Origin of the sequence: Wenjunlia vitaminophila DSM 41686, assembly GCF_000380165.1 — a bacterium.
Taxonomy (GTDB): domain Bacteria; phylum Actinomycetota; class Actinomycetes; order Streptomycetales; family Streptomycetaceae; genus Wenjunlia; species Wenjunlia vitaminophila.
In genome coordinates this window covers 1-20,813 of sequence record NZ_KB904724.1, presented here as the reverse complement: position 1 = coordinate 20,813, position 20,813 = coordinate 1, and the positions used below count along the sequence as shown (strand labels likewise).

The 20,813-nt window shown below is 72.3% G+C and carries 17 protein-coding genes; 4 read left to right on the top strand and 13 right to left on the bottom strand.

The genetic code is table 11. The features are described 5' to 3' along the window. Positions 1-61: 61 nt before the first annotated feature. From A3IG_RS0125755 to A3IG_RS34425, 4 genes are all read right to left on the bottom strand, one after another. Positions 62-1,972 (bottom strand): LytR C-terminal domain-containing protein, encoded by a 1,911-nt coding sequence (locus A3IG_RS0125755; RefSeq protein ID WP_018386471.1) that lies wholly within the window; start codon positions 1,970-1,972, stop codon positions 62-64. A 24-nt stretch (positions 1,973-1,996) separates the two neighbouring features. Then, positions 1,997-2,662, bottom strand: a complete 666-nt coding sequence (gene nadD / locus A3IG_RS0125750) for a nicotinate-nucleotide adenylyltransferase (RefSeq protein WP_078500945.1) — start codon at positions 2,660-2,662, stop codon at positions 1,997-1,999. Positions 2,663-2,683: 21 nt separating this feature from the next. Beyond that, positions 2,684-2,836: a hypothetical protein gene (locus A3IG_RS34680; RefSeq protein ID WP_026220666.1), complete on the bottom strand. Its 153-nt coding sequence runs from the start codon at positions 2,834-2,836 to the stop codon at positions 2,684-2,686. Between the two features lie 143 nt (positions 2,837-2,979). Continuing rightward, positions 2,980-3,144 carry a hypothetical protein gene (locus A3IG_RS34425; RefSeq protein WP_018386468.1) on the bottom strand — a complete coding sequence of 55 codons (165 nt, stop codon included), beginning with the start codon at positions 3,142-3,144 and terminating at the stop codon, positions 2,980-2,982. 122 nt (positions 3,145-3,266) lie between these two features. On the opposite strand from A3IG_RS34425, the gene A3IG_RS0125735 reads away from it, so the two are divergent. Further along, entirely contained in the window at positions 3,267-4,373 is a 1,107-nt protein-coding gene (locus tag A3IG_RS0125735; protein WP_018386467.1) for a M48 family metallopeptidase, read from the top strand. 23 nt (positions 4,374-4,396) lie between these two features. Here A3IG_RS0125735 and A3IG_RS0125730 read toward each other — a convergent pair whose 3' ends face one another. The 4 genes from A3IG_RS0125730 to proB form a co-directional block, all read right to left on the bottom strand. Further along, complete coding sequence (locus A3IG_RS0125730) at positions 4,397-5,491, bottom strand: SCO2583 family membrane protein (protein ID WP_018386466.1); 1,095 nt, start codon at positions 5,489-5,491, stop codon at positions 4,397-4,399. A 144-nt stretch (positions 5,492-5,635) separates the two neighbouring features. After that, positions 5,636-6,169 (bottom strand): SCO2584 family spore wall biosynthesis protein, encoded by a 534-nt coding sequence (locus tag A3IG_RS0125725; protein WP_018386465.1) that lies wholly within the window; start codon positions 6,167-6,169, stop codon positions 5,636-5,638. Between the two features lie 91 nt (positions 6,170-6,260). After that, positions 6,261-7,529 carry a glutamate-5-semialdehyde dehydrogenase gene (locus tag A3IG_RS0125720; RefSeq protein WP_026220665.1) on the bottom strand — a complete coding sequence of 423 codons (1,269 nt, stop codon included), beginning with the start codon at positions 7,527-7,529 and terminating at the stop codon, positions 6,261-6,263. Between the two features lie 144 nt (positions 7,530-7,673). Continuing rightward, positions 7,674-8,780: a glutamate 5-kinase gene (proB, locus tag A3IG_RS0125715; RefSeq protein ID WP_018386463.1), complete on the bottom strand. Its 1,107-nt coding sequence runs from the start codon at positions 8,778-8,780 to the stop codon at positions 7,674-7,676. Positions 8,781-9,129: 349 nt separating this feature from the next. Here proB and A3IG_RS0125710 point away from each other — a divergent pair, with 349 nt between their 5' ends. Further along, positions 9,130-11,439, top strand: coding sequence for a hypothetical protein (locus A3IG_RS0125710; protein WP_018386462.1), 2,310 nt, complete (start codon positions 9,130-9,132; stop codon positions 11,437-11,439). Between the two features lie 47 nt (positions 11,440-11,486). Here A3IG_RS0125710 and obgE read toward each other — a convergent pair whose 3' ends face one another. From obgE to A3IG_RS0125685, 5 genes are all read right to left on the bottom strand, one after another. Further along, positions 11,487-12,926 carry a GTPase ObgE gene (gene obgE / locus A3IG_RS0125705; RefSeq protein ID WP_018386461.1) on the bottom strand — a complete coding sequence of 480 codons (1,440 nt, stop codon included), beginning with the start codon at positions 12,924-12,926 and terminating at the stop codon, positions 11,487-11,489. Positions 12,927-13,107: 181 nt separating this feature from the next. Then, entirely contained in the window at positions 13,108-13,368 is a 261-nt protein-coding gene (rpmA, locus tag A3IG_RS0125700; protein ID WP_026220663.1) for a 50S ribosomal protein L27, read from the bottom strand. 12 nt (positions 13,369-13,380) lie between these two features. Next, positions 13,381-13,698 carry a 50S ribosomal protein L21 gene (gene rplU, locus A3IG_RS0125695; protein ID WP_018386459.1) on the bottom strand — a complete coding sequence of 106 codons (318 nt, stop codon included), beginning with the start codon at positions 13,696-13,698 and terminating at the stop codon, positions 13,381-13,383. 201 nt (positions 13,699-13,899) lie between these two features. Further along, positions 13,900-18,030, bottom strand: a complete 4,131-nt coding sequence (locus tag A3IG_RS0125690; protein ID WP_018386458.1) for a ribonuclease E/G — start codon at positions 18,028-18,030, stop codon at positions 13,900-13,902. A gap of 254 nt (positions 18,031-18,284) precedes the next feature. Further along, on the bottom strand, positions 18,285-19,124 hold the full coding sequence (locus A3IG_RS0125685) for a TIGR03936 family radical SAM-associated protein (RefSeq protein WP_026220662.1): 840 nt from the start codon (positions 19,122-19,124) through the stop codon (positions 18,285-18,287). 301 nt (positions 19,125-19,425) lie between these two features. Between A3IG_RS0125685 and A3IG_RS31320 the strand changes: the two genes are divergently transcribed. Both A3IG_RS31320 and A3IG_RS31315 read left to right on the top strand, forming a co-directional pair. Next, complete coding sequence (locus tag A3IG_RS31320) at positions 19,426-19,698, top strand: hypothetical protein (RefSeq protein ID WP_018386456.1); 273 nt, start codon at positions 19,426-19,428, stop codon at positions 19,696-19,698. A gap of 206 nt (positions 19,699-19,904) precedes the next feature. Continuing rightward, positions 19,905-20,300, top strand: coding sequence for a PIN domain-containing protein (locus A3IG_RS31315; protein ID WP_018386455.1), 396 nt, complete (start codon positions 19,905-19,907; stop codon positions 20,298-20,300). Positions 20,301-20,813 lie beyond the last annotated feature (513 nt).

The following is a 20,813-nucleotide window of genomic DNA, read 5'->3' as shown; positions in this document are numbered from 1 at the left end:
GGCCCGGAGGTTCGCGCCCGGCCGGACCGGTCCACGGGGAGCGGTCCGGCCGGGAGGTCGGTCACCCGGAGTAGTCCTCGCCGAGCACCACGGTGAGGTCCAGGTCGCCGTCATCGCCGGGGACCTTCTTGGCCGCGCTCTTCGGCAGGCCCAGGGTCCTGGCCACCTCCTCGGCGACCTCCTTGCGGACCTGGTCCACGTACTCCACCCGGGAGGTGTCGACCGGCTCCTCGGCGGTGCCGCCCGAGGCGTAGGTGTAGCCGCCGTTGACCAGGGCCACCTTGGCGGTGCCTGCGGCGTCCGGGTCCCCCGTGGCGTTGCGCACGCTGACCCGCGGGGTGGCCTGGGGGTCGGTGTTCCGCACCGTCCCGCCGAGCACGTCCTTGATCACGGACTTGGTGGTCTCCTCGTCCAGCGTCCCGTCCTCCTGCGCGGTCAGCGCGATGGTGCGGTACTTGCCGGTCTTGGCGTAGGCGGCCAGGGGCGCCAGACTGGCGCCGAGCTCGTTCTCGGGGAGCGAGGGGTCGGGAACCAGGCCCAGGCTCTCCACTAGCCGGGTCGCGCTCGCGGGCTCGCTCGGCACCTTCTTCAACACCGCCTGCATGACCGCGCCGAAGCGGGCGAGCTGCTGGTCGGCCGACTCCCCCGGTCCGAGGTAGGTGGCGTAGGCGACCGCGGCGGCACCGCGCAACTGCTGCCCCGCGCCCTTGGTGACCAGGACCTTGCCCTTCTCCTTACCGGTGCCGCGCACCTCGGTGTCGGTGTCCACGGCGATGCCGCCCACGGACTCGACGAGGAGCTCGAGGAACGGGGTGTCCAGCCGCCAGGTGCCCTTGATGTCCGCGCCCAGCAGGGTGGACAGGGCGTCCCGGGTCGGGCCTGCGCCCTCCTCGTCCACCGACTGGCCCAGGGTGGTGGAACCGGCCTCCTCGGTGGACACCGCCAGGGCGTTCGGCAGCAGCACGCTGGTGCCCTTGCCGGAGGTCTCGTTGTTCACCAGGAGCACCGTCGAGCTGCGGGCGCTGTCCAGTTCCTTCAGGTGCAGCACGATCACGTCGCGCTTCTGGCCCGCGTTCGGTCCGGCGGAGGTGCTGGAGTCGCTGAAGATCAGTTTGTCCTGCCACCAGAGGTAACCCACGCCGCCGGTCAGCACGAGCGCCATGACCAGGCAGAGCCCGACGAGTCGGTTGCGAAGCTGGCGGCGCCGCTCGTCCCGCCGCTCGGTGCGGGTCTCGGCGAACTTGAGCCAGTCGATGACCTCCTCGTCCTCCTCCTGGTCATCCACGAAGGCGAACTGTTCGGTCTTGTACTCCCCCGCGCCCGTCTCGGGCCGTTGCCCGGCCGGCCCCCCGTCGGACTCGGGCTCCGGGGAACGCAGCTCCGCCAGCTCGTCGTAGGGGTTGTCCGGCGGTGTCGCCCGGGGGGCGTCCTCGTCCTGTGGGTGGGCGGGGTACTGCCCGGTGTCGTACTGCCCGGTGTCGTACTGCCCGGTGTCGGACTGGCCGGTGTCGGACTGGCCGGAGTGGTGGGCCGGCGTCTGGGCGGGGTAGGGGTACTGCTGCGGGATGCGCGGGACAGCGCCGGTGTCCACGGAGGGCGGGGAGTTCCCGACGTACGGGTCTGCGTACCCGCCCTGTGGGTACTGGGTCTGCTGGTACTGAGCCTGCTGGGGCTGCGGCACCTGCTGGGGCTGCTGGTACTGCTGGGGCTGCGAATACTGCGGTGACGTGGAGTGCTGCGGTGGCTGTTGGTACTGCTGCGACTGCGCCGCGTACGGATCGTAGCCGTAGGCGTTCGGGTCGTGCTGCTGGCCGCCTCCCTGCGCGTACGGGTCGTACCCGTACGCGGCCTGCTGGTACTGCCCGTACGGGTCATAGGGGTCGTAGGGCGGCAGTTGGCCCGTGTCCCCCGGGTGTGGCTGACCACCGGACCCGTCCGCGGCGTCGTTCCTCGGGGAGTTGGCGTCGTTCACAGCGTCCCTTCGGTCGTCCGCGCGCTATCCGACGTCTCGGTACAGCGCCCGCTTGTTGATGTACCGCACAACTCCGTCCGGCACCAGGTACCAGACCGGTTCGCCCTTGGAGACCCGCTCCCGGCAGTCGGACGAGGAGATGGCCAGCGCCGGCACCTCGACCAGGGAGACCCCGCCCTCCGGGAGCCCGGGGTTGGCGAGGGTGTGCCCGGGACGGGTGACCCCGATGAAGTGGGCGAGGTCGAAGAGGTCCTGTGCGTTGCGCCAGGAGAAGATCTGCGACAGGGCGTCGGCGCCGGTGATGAAGAACAGGTCCGCCTCGCCGTGCTCGGCGTGCAGGTCCCGCAGGGTGTCTATGGTGAACGTGGGGCCGCCCCGGTCGATGTCGCTGCGGCTCACCGAGAACTGCGGGTTCGACGCGGTGGCGATGACCGTCATCAGATAGCGGTCCTCGGCCGCGGACACCTTCCGGTCGCTCTTCTGCCACGGCTGCCCGGTCGGGACGAAGACCACCTCGTCCAGCCGGAAGAGCGAGGCGACCTCGCTCGCCGCCACGAGGTGGCCGTTGTGGATGGGGTCGAAGGTGCCACCCATCACGCCGAGTCGTTTCTTCGCCGGTCCCTCGACCCCGGGGGGTGGGGACACCACGGGTACGGACTCGGGCCGTACCAACCCTGTCTGCGCTGCCATACGTCCTTCTGGGGCGCCGGGTCAGCGGTCGCGGTTGAACCGCGTCGTGATGAAGAGCAGGAGCAGCAGCGCCAGGAGGGCACCGCCACCGGTCAGGTAGGGGTTCAGGCTCTCGTGCTTGTTGCTGTGCTCCGACGCCTCGGCGAGCAGGGTCACAGCGTTATGAGCGGTCATCGCGGCAGGCCCTCACGGTCTGTCAGTGGTGCGGGTTATCGTGCGCCCATGGTACGGGCGCGGCGCCGGGGAACCTCACGCAGGCTCCGTTCGTCCTTCTGGGCACCGGCCGCCCGATCCGGGAACCGGGGCCCGCGCCCGGGTCAGTCCTCGTTCCGGTATCCGCGCAGCAGGAACCACGCCAGGAAGGCGATGCCGATCACCGAGATCACCAGGACCCATTTCAGCAGCACCCCGGGATCGTTGTTCCCGGACTGCTGGGCGGCCACGGTCATCAGTTCGGGCAGGCGGTTCGACATCTCGGGCATCACAGGCGCACTCCTCGCGTATGGTCGGACGAACCACCGTAACCCCGGCCCGCGCACCGGGCGCGAGGGACCCACGGCCGCAACGACCAGCCCGTCACGGCAACCAGGGGGGAACACCTTCGATGACCGAGCCAGCAGACAGCGTGCCGAGCCGGAACCGCACCCGTTTCCCGGAGATATCCTCCCGGGCCTATGAGCACCCCGCCGACCGGTCGGCGCTGGTGGCGCTCCGCAAGCTCACCGGGTTCGACACGGTGTTCAAGGCGCTGAGCGGCGTGCTCCCGGAACGTTCGCTGCGCCTGCTCTTCCTCTCCGACTCGGTGCGGGTGAGCGACCAGCAGTTCGCCCACCTGCACGACATGCTCCGCGACGCCTGCTACATCCTGGACCTGGAGCGGGTCCCGGCGATGTACGTGGCGCAGAACCCCCAGCCGAACGCCATGTGCATCGGCATGGACGAGCCGATCATCGTGCTCACCACCGGGTTGGTGGAGCTCCTCGACGAGGAGGAGATGCGCGCGGTCATCGGCCACGAGGTGGGGCACGCGCTGTCCGGCCACGCCGTCTACCGCACCATCCTGTTGTTCCTCACCAACCTCGCCGTCAAGGTGTCCTGGATACCGCTCGGAAACATAGCGATCATGGCGATCGTCACCGCGCTCCGCGAGTGGTACCGCAAGTCCGAGCTGTCGTGCGACCGGGCCGGCCTGCTGGTCGGCCAGGACCTCCAGGCGTCGATGCGGGGGCTGATGAAGCTGGCGGGCGGCAACCACCTGCACGAGATGAACGTCGATGCCTTCCTCAAGCAGGCCGACGACTACGAGCAGGGCGGCGACCTGCGGGACTCCGTGCTGAAGATCCTGAACATGCTGCCCCGCAGTCACCCGTTCACCACCGTGCGCGCCGCCGAGCTGAAGAAGTGGGCGAGCAGCCGCGACTACCAGCGGATCATGGACGGTCACTACCCGCGGCGCGGCGAGGACAAGGACACCTCGTTCTCCGACGCCTTCCGGGAGTCGGCCAGCCACTACTCCGACACGGTCAAGAACAGCAAGGACCCCCTGATGGGGCTGATCCGGGACCTCGGTTCCGGTGCCGGTGACGTCGGCACCAAGCTCCGGGAGCGGTTCACGGGCACGCGGTCCGACAAGAACGGGCAGGCGTCCGCGGAACGTCCCGACGGGAACGGCACCTCCCGGCCCGGCGACGGCGACGGCGACGAGGGCTGAGGGGGAGGGGCGGCCGGCCGCGGTCAGGGGTTGGTCGCCAGCTCCCCGCAGGCCGCGGCGACCGGCCGGTCGTGGTCGAACGGGTCGGTGCCGCCCGACCCCCTGGGATCGCCGTCCCCGGCGCCGTCCCCGGCGTCGAACAGGGGCTGGAAGAAACCGGCGGCCTCCGCCGAGCACGCCTGGGGCCCCGCTTCGGTCGCCGATTCCAGCAGGGTGACGTGGGACGTGCGCAGGGCCTCCCGGTCGAAGCGCATCCGCAGCTCCCGGCGCACGGTGAAGAGCACCGGGTCGCTCCCGCGGACGGCTTCCGCCGAGGCGGGGCCCCCGGCCGGCCGCAGGGCGTAGACGAGGGTGTGGTCGGTGACCACCTGGAGCGCGCCCGAGCCGTCCTCGCCGACCTCGATGGAACCGTCCGCCCACACCCGGGGGTCGGCCAACTCCACCCGCTGGGGATCGAAACGCACCATCCAGCCGGTGGCCGCGTACCGCCCGTCGTTCCTGGGCCGCCGCACACTGCGGTCGAACTGCCCCACCTGCGCCGGGTCCACCATCTGGCGCACCAGGTCGGTCTCCCCGTTCGCCACCACGTCGGGGTTGAGGGAGGAGGCCACCACGAAGTTCTTCGCCTCCGTGCTGGCCCGCAGGACCTGGCTGACGTTGTAGTGCTCGGTGCGGCGTGCCGGTGGCAGGGTGATCCCCTCGGCTCCGACCCGGTAGCCCGCCGCGGGACTGCGCCTGAGTTGCTCGTCGACCGGTCCCCTGACGGGTTCGGCGTCCCGGCGGGGCACCAGCGGGACGAGGGTCACCGCGAGCTCGTGCCGCGGCACCCGCTGGGGTTCGGCGTACGGGTGCTGGATGCCCATGTAGACGGCGGTGCCGAAGGCCAGCACGATCAGCAGCACCAGGGCGAGCGCCTGCCGGGACACTCCCCCGCCGGGCCGCGTCCGCCGGGCACGCACCGCGCTGGCGTCGGAACGCATCCGTTCGGTCGCGGAGTACTCCTGGATGCGGGCAGCCCGAACGAATGACTCATCGAAGACGAAGGGCCGCCCGTACTCGTCGTCCCCTCCCGGGGCGCCGTCCGGTGCCCCTTCGGGAGGGTCTCCACGCCCGGTCATGCCCCCAGGGTAAGTCGGGCTCCCTGACGTGGGGTGGTTCGCCGGGCGAACAACTTTGCCCCATTCAGCGGCGTTTGAGCGGTTCGGCGGAGCCCACGGCGCGCACGAGGTGGGACGCCGGGGGCAGGATTCACCAGACAGGCCCTAGGTCCGGGGAACGACGGGTTGCACCAATCGGGGGGTCTCGGGACGCAACGGGGTGGAGGAGCCCGAGGGGTCCATCCGGCTGTTCCCCGGAGGTGGCGGCTGCTGCTGGCGCCCGCTGGAGGCCCCGCGGTAGATGGCGGCGACGGTCAGCGCGACGACCCCCACGCCCATCACCACCGCGAGCACCCAGGCCACCGTCCGGTGCCAGCGCCCCTGTCGGTGCCGGTACCCCTCGGGGAACTCCATGAACGGGTCGTCGGCCCACTCCGGACCGTAGTCGTCGTCCGGGTGGCCGTGCGCGAAGCCGTCCCTCTCGTCCGGGGACTCGTCGTGGGGACTCACCCTGGTGCGGGTCTGCTCCGCCTCCGCGCGGGCCTGGGCCGCCGCCACCAGGCGCTCCTGGGCGGTGGGCTCGTGTATGCGGGCCGCGCTGACGAAGGCCTCGTCAAACACCACGGAGGCGAACTCGTCGTCCGCGCCTCCGTGGTCGCTCCCCTCCGGGAACGGCGAGCCACCCACGTCGTCCGGCACCCAACCAGCGTATTACCGGACGCATGAGCATGAACAGAGTTTCTCTGACGCCCCGGGCCGCTCCCCGGCCGAACCCGCGGCCGGCCCCGAGTCAGCGCACGTGGCCGTCGCCGGTCACCACGTACTTCGTCGAGGTCAGCTCCGGCAGGCCCATCGGACCCCGGGCGTGCAGCTTCTGGGTGGAAATGCCGATCTCCGCGCCGAAACCGAACTGGCCGCCATCGGTGAACCGGGTGGAGGCGTTCACCAGGACCGCGGTGGAGTCCACCCGCTGCACGAAGCGCCGCGCGGCGGCCTGTGAACCGGTGACGATCGCCTCCGAGTGCCCCGAGCTCCACCGGCGGATGTGCCGCACGGCGGCGTCCAGGTCCGGCACCACGGCGACGGCGATGTCGTACGAGAGGTACTCGGTCTCCCAGTCCTCGTCCGTGGCCGGCAGCACCGGCGCGCCCATCCCGGTGAACCGCTGCACCGTCTCGTCGCCGTGCACCGTGACCCCCACCTCGCCCAGCGCCTTCAGCGCCATCGGCAGGAACTCCTCGGCGACGTCGGCGTGGACCAGCAGGGTCTCCGCGGCGTTGCACACGCTGGGGCGGGAGACCTTGGCGTTGAGCAGGATGCTGACCGCCATGTCCAGGTCCGCGGCGGCGTCCACGTAGACGTGGCAGTTGCCCACCCCCGTCTCGATCACCGGAACGGTGGACTCCTCCACCACCGTTCGGATCAGCGAGGCGCCGCCGCGCGGGATCAGCACGTCCACCAGCCCACGGGCCCGCATCAGCTCCCGCACCGACTCGCGGCCCTCCCCCGGCACGAGCTGCACCACGTCAGCGGGGAGCCCCGCGCCGGCCACCGCGTCCCGCAGCACCCCCACCAGGGCGGTGTTCGACGCGTAGGCCGACGAGGAGCCGCGCAGCAGCACGGCGTTCCCGGACTTCAGGCAGAGCGCCGCGGCGTCCACGGTGACGTTCGGGCGGGCCTCGTAGACGATGCCGACCACCCCGAGCGGCACCCGGACCTGCCGCAGCTCGAGACCGTTGGGGAGGGTGGAACCGCGCACCACCTCGCCCACCGGGTCCGGCAGGGCCACCACGTCCCGCACGTCGGAGGCGATGGCCGCCACCCGCTCAGGGGTCAGCGTCAGCCGGTCCACGACGGCCTCGCTGGTGCCCGCGGCCCGCGCCTTCGCCACGTCCTCGGCGTTCGCCGCAATGATCTCCTCGGTGCGGGCGACCAGGGCGTCGGCGATCGCGAGCAGCGCGCCATCCCGGACGGTGCGCGGCGACGGTGCCAGCTCCGCGGCGGCCTCCTGGGCGCGGCGAGCGGTGTCGATCACGGGGGAAGTCGATTCGCTGCTCATGCGGCGAGCCTACTGACCCGCCCTGAGGAACACTCGAGAGGTTCATCACTCGAGATGCCGGCCCGTCGGTGGACGGCCACCGCGTCACGACACGTTCCCCGCTCCTCCCCCCGGCACGCACGGGCCCGGCACGCACGGGCCCGTTCAGCCCCGCAACACCACCAGGTCGTCCCGGTGCACGACCTCCCTCTCGTACGCCGGGCCCAGCTCCCGGGCCAGCTCCCGCGTGGACCGGCCGAGCAGCCGGGGCAGCTCCTTCGCGTCGAAGTTGACCAGCCCCCGGGCGACGGCGTGGCCCTTCTCGTCGAGGAGGTCCACCGGGTCGCCCGCGGAGAACTCCCCCTCGGCACCGACGACCCCGGCCGGCAGCAGGGACTTGCGGCGCTCGACCACCGCCTGCACCGCCCCGGGGTCCAGGCGCAGCGCCCCCCGGGGCTCGCTGGCGTGGGCCAGCCACAGCAGTCGGCCGGCGGAGCGCCGTCCGGTGGGGTGGAACAGGGTGCCGGTGGCGCGTCCGGCGAGGGCGTCGGCCGCGCTGCTCGCCGCGGTCAGCACCACCGGGATGCCGGCGCCGGCCGCGATCCGCGCCGCCTCCACCTTGGTGACCATGCCGCCGACGCCCACCCCGGCGCGGCCGGCGCTGCCGATCGACACCCCCTCCAGGTCCGCGGGGCCGCTGACCTCGGCGATCCTGGCCGCTCCGGGGGTGCCGGGCGGCCCGTCGTACAGGCCGTCCACGTCGGACAGGAGCACCAGCAGGTCGGCCCGGACGAGATGGGCGACGAGCGCCGCCAGCCGGTCGTTGTCGCCGAAGCGGATCTCGTCGGTGGCCACCGTGTCGTTCTCGTTGACCACCGGCAGGGCACCCATCGCCAGCAGCTTGTCCAGGGTCCGGTAGGCGTTGCGGTAGTGGGCCCGGCGGGCGATGTCACCCGCGGAGAGCAACACCTGCCCCACCCGTACCCCGTACCGGGCGAACGACGCGGTGTAGCGCGCCACCAGGAGGCCCTGCCCGACGCTGGCCGCGGCCTGTTGCCGGGCCAGGTCCCGCGGTCGCCGGCGCAGCCCGAGCGGCGCCAGGCCCGCCGCGATGGCGCCCGAGGAGACCAGCACGACCTCCTTGGCGTCGCCGTCCCTCGCCTTGGCCAGCGCGTCAACCAGCGCATCCACCCGGTCGGCGTCAAGACCACCCGATGTGGTGGTCAGGGAGGATGACCCCACCTTGACCACGACCCTGCGGGCTTCCACCACCTCTTGCCTGTCCGCTGCCACCCTGCCCGTCCCCACAATCGACGACTCGTCGGCCTGATCTGCCGGCAATGTACGGGAGCGTCCTCGTGTCACGCTCCTGTGTTCGTTCTGTGGAACCCGAGTGGGTCTTCAGACAGTAAATCGGTGAGTGGCTCAAGATGGTCGGGAAGTCACAGTTCCGAACCAGGCCACGCCGCTTTGTCACCGCGGTGACGATCGCCTTAACCTTCAAACCTGAGATGTATCACGTGCATGTCCCGCGGCTCTGTCGAACAGTCCCGCGGGGCGCCTGACCTCCACCCGGTGGTCTTCGCCCGCATAACCCGTCTTTGCTCCAGGAGCCACGCCCGTGCCCTCTGCCGGACCTCGAACCCGTGCCGCACAGCTCCTCAGCCTCGTCGCGCTGGCGTTGGCGTTCTCCGTCCAGCTCGTGGCCGCGATACTGCCCCACGTGCCCGCGTTGATCGTCGGTACCTCGGCGGGTCTGGTCATCGACCTGTACGTGCAGCACCGGCAGCCAGCTCTGGCCGCACTGCTCAGCAAGACGCGCCTGGACGCCACGGTGCGTCAGCAGCTCCGGGACACCCTCACCCTGATCGCGCTGCTGCGCATCGACGGCATCGACCCGACGGGGGAACAGTTCCCGCTGCTCGCCCTGCTCCTGGGCTTCTACCTGGTGCACTTCGTCTGCCAGGCGTTGGTCATCCTGGTCCGGCGCAGCCGCACCCTGCCCGTGGTGACCAGGAACATCGACGCCTCCGGGCTGCGGCTCTCCCCGGCGCCGCCGAAGCTGCTGCGGCGCCCCGCGTACCGGCTGCTGCGCTTCTCCGTGCCCGCCACGGCGGGGCTGATGGCGACCGCGGGGACCCAGGACGCGACCTGGGGCGTGCTGGGGCTGTCCCTCTCGCTGGCGCTCGCCCTGGGTGGTGCCGCGTGGCTCGGCACGTGGCTGCTGCCCGGCAGGCGCCCGGCGAACAGCGCCGAGGCACTGGAGTGGCTCAACGGGTGGCTGGCCGAGTACCAGCCGACGGTCGGCATGTACTTCTCCGGCGGCCAGACCTCCGCCTACCAGGCCAACATGTGGCTCTCCACGCTCGCGGCGCTGGACGGCAAGCCGCTCATCGTGCTCCGGGAACGGTTCATGGTGCAGAAGATCGACGCCACCGACATCCCGATCGTGTGCATCCCCAAGGCCGCCCACGTACTCAACCTGGAGCAGTCCACTCTCCAGGTCATGCTCCACCCGTCGAACTCCGGCAAGACCTCGCAGGTACTGCGCGTCCCCACGATCAAACACGCGTTCATCAACCACGGGGAGAGCGACAAGCTCTCCAGTTGCAACCCGTACGCCAAGGCCTACGACGAGGTCTGGGTGGCCGGCCCCGCGGCCCGGCAGCGCTACGCCCTGGCGGACGTCGGCGTGCAGGACCAGGACGTCGTGGAGGTGGGCCGGCCGCAGCTCTCCCCGATCGAGGCGTACCGGGGTGCGCCGGCGGACGGGGAGATGACCACCGTGCTGTACGCGCCCACCTGGGAGGGATGGACCGACGACCCGGGGAACACCTCGGTCATCCTGGCGGGTGAGAACCTCGTCCGCCAGCTCCTCGACGACCCGGGGGTGCGCCTGCTCTACAAGCCGCACCCGCTGACCGGCTCGGTCGATCCGCGCGCGGCACAGGCCAACGAGCGGATCAAGGCGATGATCGCGGAGGCCAACCACCAGCGGTCCGCCGACCCGGCGAACGCCCAGGTCGGGCCGGAGAAGCAGCAGGTCCTGGAACGGCGCACCCAGGAACTCGCCGAGGTCACCGCCGTCGCTTTCCGGTCATCGGCGGACGAGCTGGAGCGCATGGCGGTGCAGTGCCGGCCCGACCCGGAGCGCTCCGCCGCCCTCCAGGTGGCCACCAGGAACTGGGAGGAGGCGTACTGGGCCAGCCTGCCGGAGTGGGAGCACCAGGTGATCAGCGGCAGCCGGCCGGCCCTCTACTCCTGCTTCAACCAGTCCCACCTGCTGATCAGCGACGTCTCCAGCGTGGTGTCCGACTACCTCGCCAGCGAGAAGCCGTACGCGGTGGCCAACACCTCGGGTCTCGAGGAGCAGCAGTTCCGGGAGCGCTTCCCGACGGTGCGGGCGGCCACGCTGCTCGATCCGTCGGGCGACGGCATCCCCGAGTTGCTGGAGTCGGTGCGGGTCCCCGCCATGGACCACCTCGCCGCGGCTCGCGCCGAGCTCAAGACCTACCTGCTCGGTCCCGCCGAGCCCAGGTCCCTGGAGCGGTTCAACGAGGCGGTGCTGGCCCTGGCGGCCAAGGCGGACGAACGGCGCCTCCGGATGGCGGTCCGGCTGGCGGCCGGGTCGGACCTCCCGCCGCAGCGGGAAGAGGTGCTGTCCGAGGCCGGTGCCACGACGGCTCACGGCGATCCGGCGGAGCCCGCACCGTCCTCACCGGCACCCACCCCGTCCGGGCCCCGGGGGTCCGCGGGGGATGTCCCGCCGGTGGCCGTCGCCTCCGTTGCGAACGACGCCGGGGAGCCGGTGGACGCGGCGGCGGCCGGGGAGCCCGCCGCGGAGGGCGTGGCGGAGCCGGCGGTCGAAGGAGCCCGGGCGGAGTCGCCGCAGCCCGGCGGGGGCACCCCCACCACCGTGCGGGTGGCGTGAGCGCCGGCCCCGTACCCAGGGGCCGGCTCACGAACCCGTGGGTCCGCTCACCCGAACGGGTCGAACCCCTGGTACTCCGCCTCCACCTCGTCCCGCGCGGCCTGCCGCTCCCTGCGGCGTTCCACCGCGGGACGCGGGGCCTGGAACCGGTGGTCCTCGCCGCGTCGGCCCAGCATCTCCGCCCCGGCGGCGACCGACGGCTCCCAGTCGAAGACCACGGCGTCCTCGGTGTCCCCGATGACGACCGTGTCGCCCGGCCGCGCCCCGGCCTTGACCAGTTCCTCCTCGACGCCGAGCCGTGCCAGCCGGTCGGCGAGGTAGCCGACGGCCTCGTCGTTGCTGAAGTCGGTCTGCCGCACCCAGCGCTCCGGCTTCTCGCCGCGCACCCGGAACACGTCCTCCTCGGCCGCGACGGTGAACCCGGTGTCGTCCACCGCCTTGGGGCGCAGCACGACCCTGGTGGGTTCCTCCACCGGACGTGCCGCTCTGGCCCCCGCGACGATCTCCGCCATGGCGAAGGAGAGCTGCCTGACGCCCTCGTGGGAGGCCGCGGAGATGTCGAAGGTGGGCAGGCCCCGCCTCTCGATCTCGGGACGGACGATGTCCGCGAGGTCCCGCGCGTCCGGCACATCGATCTTGTTGAGGGCGACTAGCCGCGGTCGGTCGGCGAGCCCGCCGTAGGCGGCGAGTTCCGCCTCGATGGCGTCCAGGTCGGTGAGTGGGTCCCGGTCGGACTCCAGGGTGGCGCAGTCCAGGACGTGCACCAGCACCGAGCAGCGTTCCACGTGCCGCAGGAACTCCAGGCCGAGTCCACGGCCCTCGCTGGCGCCGGGGATCAGCCCGGGGACGTCGGCCACGGTGAACACGGTGGAGCCGGCGGTGACCACGCCCAGGTTGGGCACCAGGGTGGTGAACGGGTAGTCCGCGATCTTGGGACGTGCCTTGCTGAGCACCGAGACCAGCGAGGACTTGCCGGCACTCGGGAAGCCGACCAGCGCGACGTCGGCGACGGTCTTCAGCTCCAGCACGTAGCTGCCGGACTCCCCGGGCTCGCCCAGCAGAGCGAAGCCGGGGGCCTTGCGCCGCGGGGAGGCCAGCGCCGCGTTGCCGAGCCCGCCGCGCCCGCCCTGGGCCACCACGTAGCGGGTTCCGGCGCCGACCAGGTCGGCCACGGTCTCACCGGTGCGGCTGTCCTTGACCACGGTGCCGTCGGGGACCGGCAGGGTCAGGTCGGCACCGTCCGCGCCGGAGCGGTTGCCACCCATGCCTGGTCGACCGTTGGTGGCCTTGCGGTGGGGGGAGTGGTGGTAGGCGAGCAGGGTGGTCACCGACGGGTCGACCACCAGGACCACGTCCCCGCCGCGTCCGCCGTTCCCGCCGTCGGGGCCGCCGAGCGGCTTGAACTTCTCCCGGTGCACCGAGGCGCAACCGTGCCCCCCGTTACCCGCGGCGATCTGGAGTTCGACGCGGTCCACGAAGGTGGTCATCTGTGTGTCTCCCGGGTGGTTCGTTGTGACATGTCCATAGTGCACGCCGACGACCCGTCGGTGTGCCGCCCGCCCCCTCCCGTTCGTCCGGCACAACGCCGAAGGCGGGCTGTCCTCCCCGATGCGGCGGAGAGGACAGCCCGCCCTTGGTGACGGTGTGCCGTCCGGACGGTCGCGGGCGTCAGCTAGCGGCGACCGGAACGATGTTCACGACCTTGCGCCCACGGGAGCGGCCGAACTGGACCGCACCGGCGGTGAGGGCGAACAGCGTGTCGTCGCCGCCCCGGCCCACGTTGGCTCCGGGGTGGAAGTGGGTGCCGCGCTGGCGAACGATGATCTCGCCGGCGTTCACGACCTGGCCGCCGAAGCGCTTCACGCCGAGCCGCTGAGCATTGGAGTCGCGCCCGTTCCGGGTGGAAGAGGCGCCCTTCTTGTGTGCCATCTGTTACGCCCCTTACTTCGCGGCGGAGTCGATGCCGGTGATCTTGATCGCCGTGTACTGCTGGCGGTGGCCAAGGCGCTTGCGGTAACCGGTCTTGTTCTTGTACTTCAGAATGTCGATCTTGGCGCCCTTGGTCTGGTCGACGACCTCGGCGTGCACCTTCACCCCGGCCAGCACCCACGGGTCGCTGGTGACCAGGTCCCCGTCAACGACCAGGAGCGTCGAGAGCTCCACGGTGTCGCCGGGCTTGGCCTGAATCTTGTCGACCTCAAGAACATCGCCGACGGCAACCTTGTGTTGCCTGCCGCCGCTGCGGACGATCGCGTACACCGCGAACCCACTCTCTCTTCTCGAACGAAGCCCCTGACGCCAGCCATCCGGATCACGGACACGGACGGCCTCTCCCGTTAGGACCAGAGGTCGGGACAGGGAGGTGGTTGCTCAGGAGCGGCGTGAAACACGCCGAGGGACAACGCTACTGAAGTGCCCACCCCGGGGTCAAACCAGCCCGGGGTGGGCAGTCCGGCCCAGTCAGTCAGCCGGGTCCTCCAGCGGCACCTGCGCGGACACCACCGACGCGGACGCCTGCTGCGCCGCGGCAGTCGTCGCACTCCCACCACCCGCATGGGCGGCGCCGGCCGCAGCCGCCGGCTTCTTCGCGGCCGCCCTGCCGGTGGTGGCCTTCTTCGCCGGCGTCTTCTTGGCAGCCGTCTTCTTCGCCGGGGCCTTCTTGGCCGGAGCCTTCTTGGCTGCCGTCTTCCTGGCGGCCGCCTTCCGGGGCGCCGGTTGCCTCAGCCCGGCCTCACCGGCCTCAGCCCCCTCGGGGACGGCCTCCCCGGCTCCCGCCGCCGGGACCGCGGGCTCCACCGGCGCGGCCTCGACGACGGTGGCCTTCTTGGCAGCCGCCTTCTTCGCCGGCGCCCTCTTGGCCGTCGCCTTCTTGGCAGCGGCCCTCTTGGCCGGGGCCTTCTTGGCAGCCGTCTCCGTGCCGGCCTCGGCCTTCTCGGCCGGTTCCGCAGCCGGCGCCGTGACCTCGCCCTCCACCTCGACGCGTTCGGCGACGGCCTCGCGAGCGGTCGTCTTGCGGGCCGTGGTGGCCTTGGCGGCCGTCTTCCGCGTCGCGGCCTTGCGTGCGGCCCGCTTCTTCGCGGGCGCCTGCTGGACCGGTTCACCGGCGGCGGGCTCCGGGGTCACGGGCTCCTCGACCGCGGGGGCCTCCCCGGGCTCCACGCCACTCGGCTCCGCCTCCCCGGTGAGGGTCGCCGCAAGCGGCGCCGCCTCAACGGGGGTGGGCTCGCCGGGTCCGGGCTCCGTGGCCCTGGCCTCCTCGTCGACCGACGGCGTGGTGGACGGGACCACCACCACCGCCTGCTCCGCCGTGGCCGAGGGCGGCGGACCCGCGGGAGCCATGGCCTTGCGGGACGCCCGGCGACGGGCCCGCGGCGGCCTGGCCTCCGCGGCTTCCGGCGCCGGTTCCGGGGCGACCGGCTCCTCGACCACCGGCTCCCGCTCCGCGGTGACGTCCACCAACTCGACGCCCGCCACCTCCACCGGTTCCACCGGGGTCACCGGCTCCGCCTCGACCTCCACCGGCTCGACGACGCCCTCGGCTGCCTCGGGCAGCTCGTGGACCGGGGGCTGGGCCGTGCTCGCGGCCTTGCCCCGACGACGCCGCTTGCCTCCGCCCCCGGCCATGGTCGCCTGGTCCATGTGGACGAGCAGGCCACGGCCGTTGCAGTGCACGCAGGTCTCGGAGAACGACTCCAGGAGCCCCTGGCCGACCCGCTTGCGGGTCATCTGCACCAGGCCGAGCGAGGTGACCTCGGCCACCTGGTGCTTGGTGCGGTCCCGGCCCAGGCACTCGAGCAACCGGCGCAACACCAGGTCACGGTTGGACTCCAGCACCATGTCGATGAAGTCGATGACGATGATGCCGCCGAGGTCCCGCAGCCGGAGCTGGCGCACGATCTCCTCGGCCGCCTCCAGGTTGTTCCTGGTGACCGTCTCCTCGAGGTTGCCGCCCTGCCCGGTGAACTTCCCGGTGTTGACGTCGATGACGACCATCGCCTCGGTCCGGTCGATCACCAGCGAGCCACCGGACGGCAGCCAGACCTTGCGGTCCAGGGCCTTCAGCAACTGCTCGTCGATCCGGTAGGTGGCGAACACGTCCACCTCGCTGGTCCACCGCTGGAGGCGGTCGGCGAGGTCGGGCGCGACATGGGAGACGTAGTCGTGGATGGTCTCCCACGCCTCGTCCCCGGAGACGATGACCTTGGAGAAGTCCTCGTTGAAGATGTCGCGGACCACCCGGACGGTCATGTCCGGCTCGCCGTAGAGCAGGCTCGGGGCGTTACCGGAGGCCGCCTTCTTCTGGATCTCCTCCCACTGCGCCTGGAGGCGGGCGACGTCGCGGGAGAGCTCCTCCTCGCTCGCCCCCTCGGCCGCGGTGCGGACGATCACTCCCGCGTCCTCGGGGACGATCCTCTTCAGGATCTGCTTGAGCCTGGACCGCTCGGTGTCCGGCAGCTTGCGGCTGATGCCGGTCATCGAGCCCTCGGGCACGTAGACCAGGTAGCGGCCCGGCAGCGACACCTGGCTGGTCAACCGGGCGCCCTTGTGGCCGATGGGGTCCTTGGTGACCTGGACCAGGACGGGCTGCCCCGACTTCAACGCGCTCTCGATCCGGCGCGGCCCCCCGTGGGCGCCCAGCGCCTCGAAGTTGACCTCACCCGCGTACAGCACGGCGTTGCGGCCCTTGCCGATGTCCACGAACGCGGCCTCCATCGACGGCAGCACGTTCTGGACCTTGCCCAGGTACACGTTGCCGACGTAGGAGGTGGACTGCTCCTTGTTGACGAAGTGCTCCACCAGGACGTTGTCCTCGAGCACCCCGATCTGGGTGCGGTCGCCCTGCTGGCGGACCACCATCACCCGCTCCACGGCCTCCCGGCGGGCCAGGAACTCGGCCTCGGTGATGATCGGGACCCGGCGACGGCCCTGCTCCCTGCCCTCCCGGCGGCGTTGCTTCTTGGCCTCGAGGCGGGTGGAGCCCTTGATGGACTGGACCTCGTCCACGTCCTCCGTCTTCTTCCGGGGCTCGCGGACCTTGACCACCGTGCGCTCGGGGTCGTCCGCGCTCACCTCGCCCTCGACACCGCCCTCGCTGCGCCGACGGCGACGCCGGCGACGCCGGCTGCTGCTGGTCCCCGAGGCGGACAACTCCTCCTCGGGCTCCTCAACGGCCTCGGCCGGCTCCTCCTCCGCCTCGGGCTCCTCGACGTGCTCGTCGAAGTCCTCGGCGGCCTCGCCGCGACGACGGCGACGGCCCCCACGACGACGGCGACGCGACGGCCGCTCGTCGGCCTCGTCCTCGACGTGGTCGCGGACGGGTTCCTCGACCTCCAGCTCGTCCTCGACCGCCTCGACGGCCTCAGCCGGCTGCTCCGGCTCGGCCCGGCGACGACGGGGCCGGGCCGGGGCCTCGAACACCTCGACGTCCTCGTCCTCGATCTCCGGTTCGGGCACGACGAAGACCGGCGCCGCGAACACCGGGGCCTCGAAGACGGGCGCCTGGAACACGGCCGTGGGCGGCCGCACGGCACGCCGCCGGCCCGGCCGCGTGGCCCCCTGTTCCGGCTCCTGCTCCTGCTCCTGCTCCTGTGCGCGGTCCTGTTCCTCTTGCTGGAGCGGCTTGACGGGCGCGTCCTCGCTCGCGGCGACGTCGGCGGGGGCCACCTCCCCGGGCGGGGTCGTGATGGCGGCCCGACGCCGGGTGCGCCTGGGCGCCGGCTCCGCCACGGCCTGCTCGGCTGTGGGTCCGGCAGGCTCGGACGGAGCCTGGTCCGGGGTGGGGGCACCGGCCGCGGCGACCGCACGCCGGCGGGTGCGCTTGGGCGCGGGCATAGCCTCCGGTTCGACCATGGACTCCGGCGGCTCGGTGGGGGCGGAGGTGGCGGGACCCTCGGCGGGGGACGGGGCCGGGGCACCGGCCGGCGCCTCGGCGCGGCGGCGCCTGCGCCGGGGCGCGGGCTCCGTGGGGGCCTGCTCCTCGGCGACCGGCTCCGCCACGGGTGCGGCCGGCTCGGCGCCGTCCTCCGTGGTGGCCGCCTCGGGGGCCCCCGCCGGGGCGGTGGCGCGGCGACGGGTCCGCCGGGGCGTGGGCTGGGGCTCGTCCGTCGTGGCGGGCACCGCCTCCGGCTTCTGCGGCGCGGTGTCCTCGGGCTGCTCGGTGGGCGCCGGCTCGGGGGCCGCCACGGCCGTGGCCCGGCGGCGGGTCCGCCGGGGAGCCGGCTCAGCCGGCGCGTCCGTGGCGGTGGCGGTCTCCTCGGGCTGCTCCGCGGCCTTCGCCGTGGACTTGCGCCGCACCCGCTTGGGCTTCTCCGGGGCCGGCTCAGGCCGCTCGTCCGCGGGGGCGGTGTCGGGGTGGGCGCGCTCCTCCTGGAGCGGCTTGGCGGGCGCGTCCTCGGTGGCTCCGGCGAGCCGTGCCGCTTGCGGTATCGGCGTGCTGGTGTCCGCGCTGACCGGCGGGCCCGCGGGGCGGGACGCGGCCCTGCGCCGGCGACGCGGCGCGGCTGCGGCCTCCTGGGCCGGGGCGGTGCCGGTGGTCTCGGCGGGTTCGGTGGTCGGTGTGGTCTCGTTGTTCGGCTCGGTGTTCTCGAGCATGCGGGCGGTTCTCCCGTCACGCTCCCGGGCGCCGCGCCGTGTTCCTGGCATGGGCCCCGTTTCGGGGCGGTGCCGTTTCCGATCGGCGTGGGCGCCGCACAGGAGCTGTTGTCTCACTCGTCCGCGCTGTCTCCACTGCTCGGACGAAAGTCTTGTGTGTGTCAGCGCGCCGTCCGGGCCCCTGGGCTTCTCCGGCTCGCTGACGGGCGAGGAGGAGGGCTCCCTGGCGCTTCGGTGACGCGTCGACGACGGTCCTAGGTGGTCCCTGCCTGTGTCCCCCCGTCGGGGGCACCCCCTACCGCGGACAGCCCGCCGGTCGTGGTGGGATCGGCCGTGGCGGCTTCGCGGTCGGGCGCGAACGGGTCGGTGACCGTGCCGGACTCCTCGTCGAGCGGCCCCTGCGCCAGCCTGGTCACCTCTGCGGGGACCGGCGGCGCCAGGTCGGCCACCGCGCGGAGGCCGGAAAGGACGTCGTCTGGTCGCACGGCAGGTGTCAGGTGCCGAACAACCAGCCGCAGTATCGCACAGGCAACACCCTGCGGCCTATCGGCCTCACGTTCGAAAATGCCGTTGATGTCCCCGGCGACCTGCTCGTCTGTCGCGTCGAGCACCTCCAGGGCCACCACGGCGCTGCGCGCGTCGAGGCCCCGGATGCCGTTCTTGGTCATCCGCTTCACCTCAACCCGGTCCTCGGCCAGAAACTTCCCGACCGCCGCCTCGGCGGTGGACCGGTCGACGCCGGAGAGCCGCACCCGCCACACCGACGCCTCGAGCCTCTCGGCGAATCCCGAGGTCAGGGCCGGCACGGCGGCCAGCACATCGAGACCGCGGGGAAGCGACTCGTCCAACAACGCCCGGAGCCGCTCCGGATCGGTCGCCGCCGACAGGGCGATCTCGAGGTACTCGGCCTCGCTGCCCACACCGGTGGGTGCGGCGTTGGCGTAGGAGACCTTGGGATGCGGGGTGAACCCCGCGGAATAGGCCATCGGAACCTCGGCCCGCCGCAGCGCGCGTTCGAACGCACGCTGGAAGTCGCGGTGGCTGGTGAACCGAAGGCGACCGCGCTTGGTGTAACGCAGTCGGATGCGCTGCACCACCGGCGCAGGCGGCGGCCCTTCGGGCTGTCGGCGTCCCAGTGTCGTTCAGTCCTTCGAATGTCGGAGGTTCCTTGAGACCAGGGTACGCGGCCTGACGGACACCGCGTGCCGGAGGCCCGACCCGCGGACGGCTGGACACGGAGCAGCGGTGGCGGCTGCGCGCCGAGCCCCGCCACTCGCCCCGGGCGGAAGGCCGGGACCCCGCCCTTGCCCACGCCCTGGCCTGCCGTTTCCCCGTTCGGGTGAACTATGGGGGGAAGCCGGTACCTTCCGCGGCACTATCCATACGATCCGGAATATGAGCTTGGAGAGAATCACGATCACCATTCCGAGCGAAACCCTCGCGGCAGCCAGGGCCGCCGCGGAGCGGGACGGTCTGAGCGTGTCCGCCTGGCTCTCCCGGGCCGCCGCCTGGGCGGCGAAGATCGAGGACGGGCTGGCCGCGGCCAACGAGGTGCTCGCCGAGCTCGGGCCCCCGGGACCCGAGGGACGCAGCGGGGTGGACGCGTTGGTGGATCTGGAGTCCGACGCCGCCACCGACCGCCCTCCGGCCACCGATCGGGTCGCCTGAGCAGGACCGTTCGCGGCGGGACCTGAGCCGGAGGGGCGCAAGCCGGTGGGGCCCGAGCCGGTGGGGCGCGCCGCACCCTCCGGCCGCGACGCCGGCGAGCCGCTCCCGGACCACCGTCCGTCAGGCGCCGTGCGCCGTCGCTGGTCCGCGGCAGAAGGCGCCCGGTTCGCAATGGGGCAGGTGGTGCGACCGACGAGGGGGGACTGGTGAACAGGCCCGTGGTGTACGACACCGGGACGCTCATCGCGGCCGGGAGGGCGCAACGGACGGTGTGGCACCGCCACCGCGGCTACCTGTTGGCCGGCACCGTGCCCCGGGTCCCCGCAGCCGCTGTGGTCGAGGCCTGGCGGGTCCGGGTCGCCAAGTCCCGGCTCAGCCTGCTGTTGCGCGGCTGCCAGGTGGTGCCGCTGGACCACGCCATGGCCCGGGAGGTCGGGGAGTTGTTGGAGCGGGCTGGGACGGCCGACCCGGTGGACGCCGCGGTGGTGGTGCTCGCCGCTCGACTGCGCGCGGTGGTTCCCACCTCGAACGAGGACGGCCTGCGTCGCCTGCTCGTCCGCCTCGGTCCTGCCGGAGCCACGGTCACCGTCGTCCCCGCCTGAGGGCCCTCCGGGCCGTACCGATCGCACGCACCGTTGGGCGCACCGCGCTCCGGCCGGAGCGTGCTGCCCAAGGCTGGACACCTGCGCTGGGCACCCACGCTGGGGACCGAACATCCCGTCAATGAACATCACCCCCTTAACCACCATTGAGGTGGATACGCCGGAAAATCAACCAAAGCCGGCATTCGGTGCGGTAATTCTTGAGGCCCCCAAATCCGAAGGAAGTGAACCATGCGCACATTCCTGGCGCACACCGCNCGCGTGCTGTGCATCGGCGCCGTGGCCGCCGCGGCGTCCCTGGCCACCCCCGCCTCCGCGCAGACCCCCGTCGACTGCAACGAAACAGCCCTCCGCGACGCCATCACCGCCGCCAACAACGCCGGCGGCGGAAGCCTCTCCCTCCGCCCCGGCTGCACCTACACCCTCACCACACCCCTACCCGACATCACCGGACGCCTGGTCATCGACGCCAACCGATCCACCATCACCCGCGACACCACCGCCCCCTCCTTC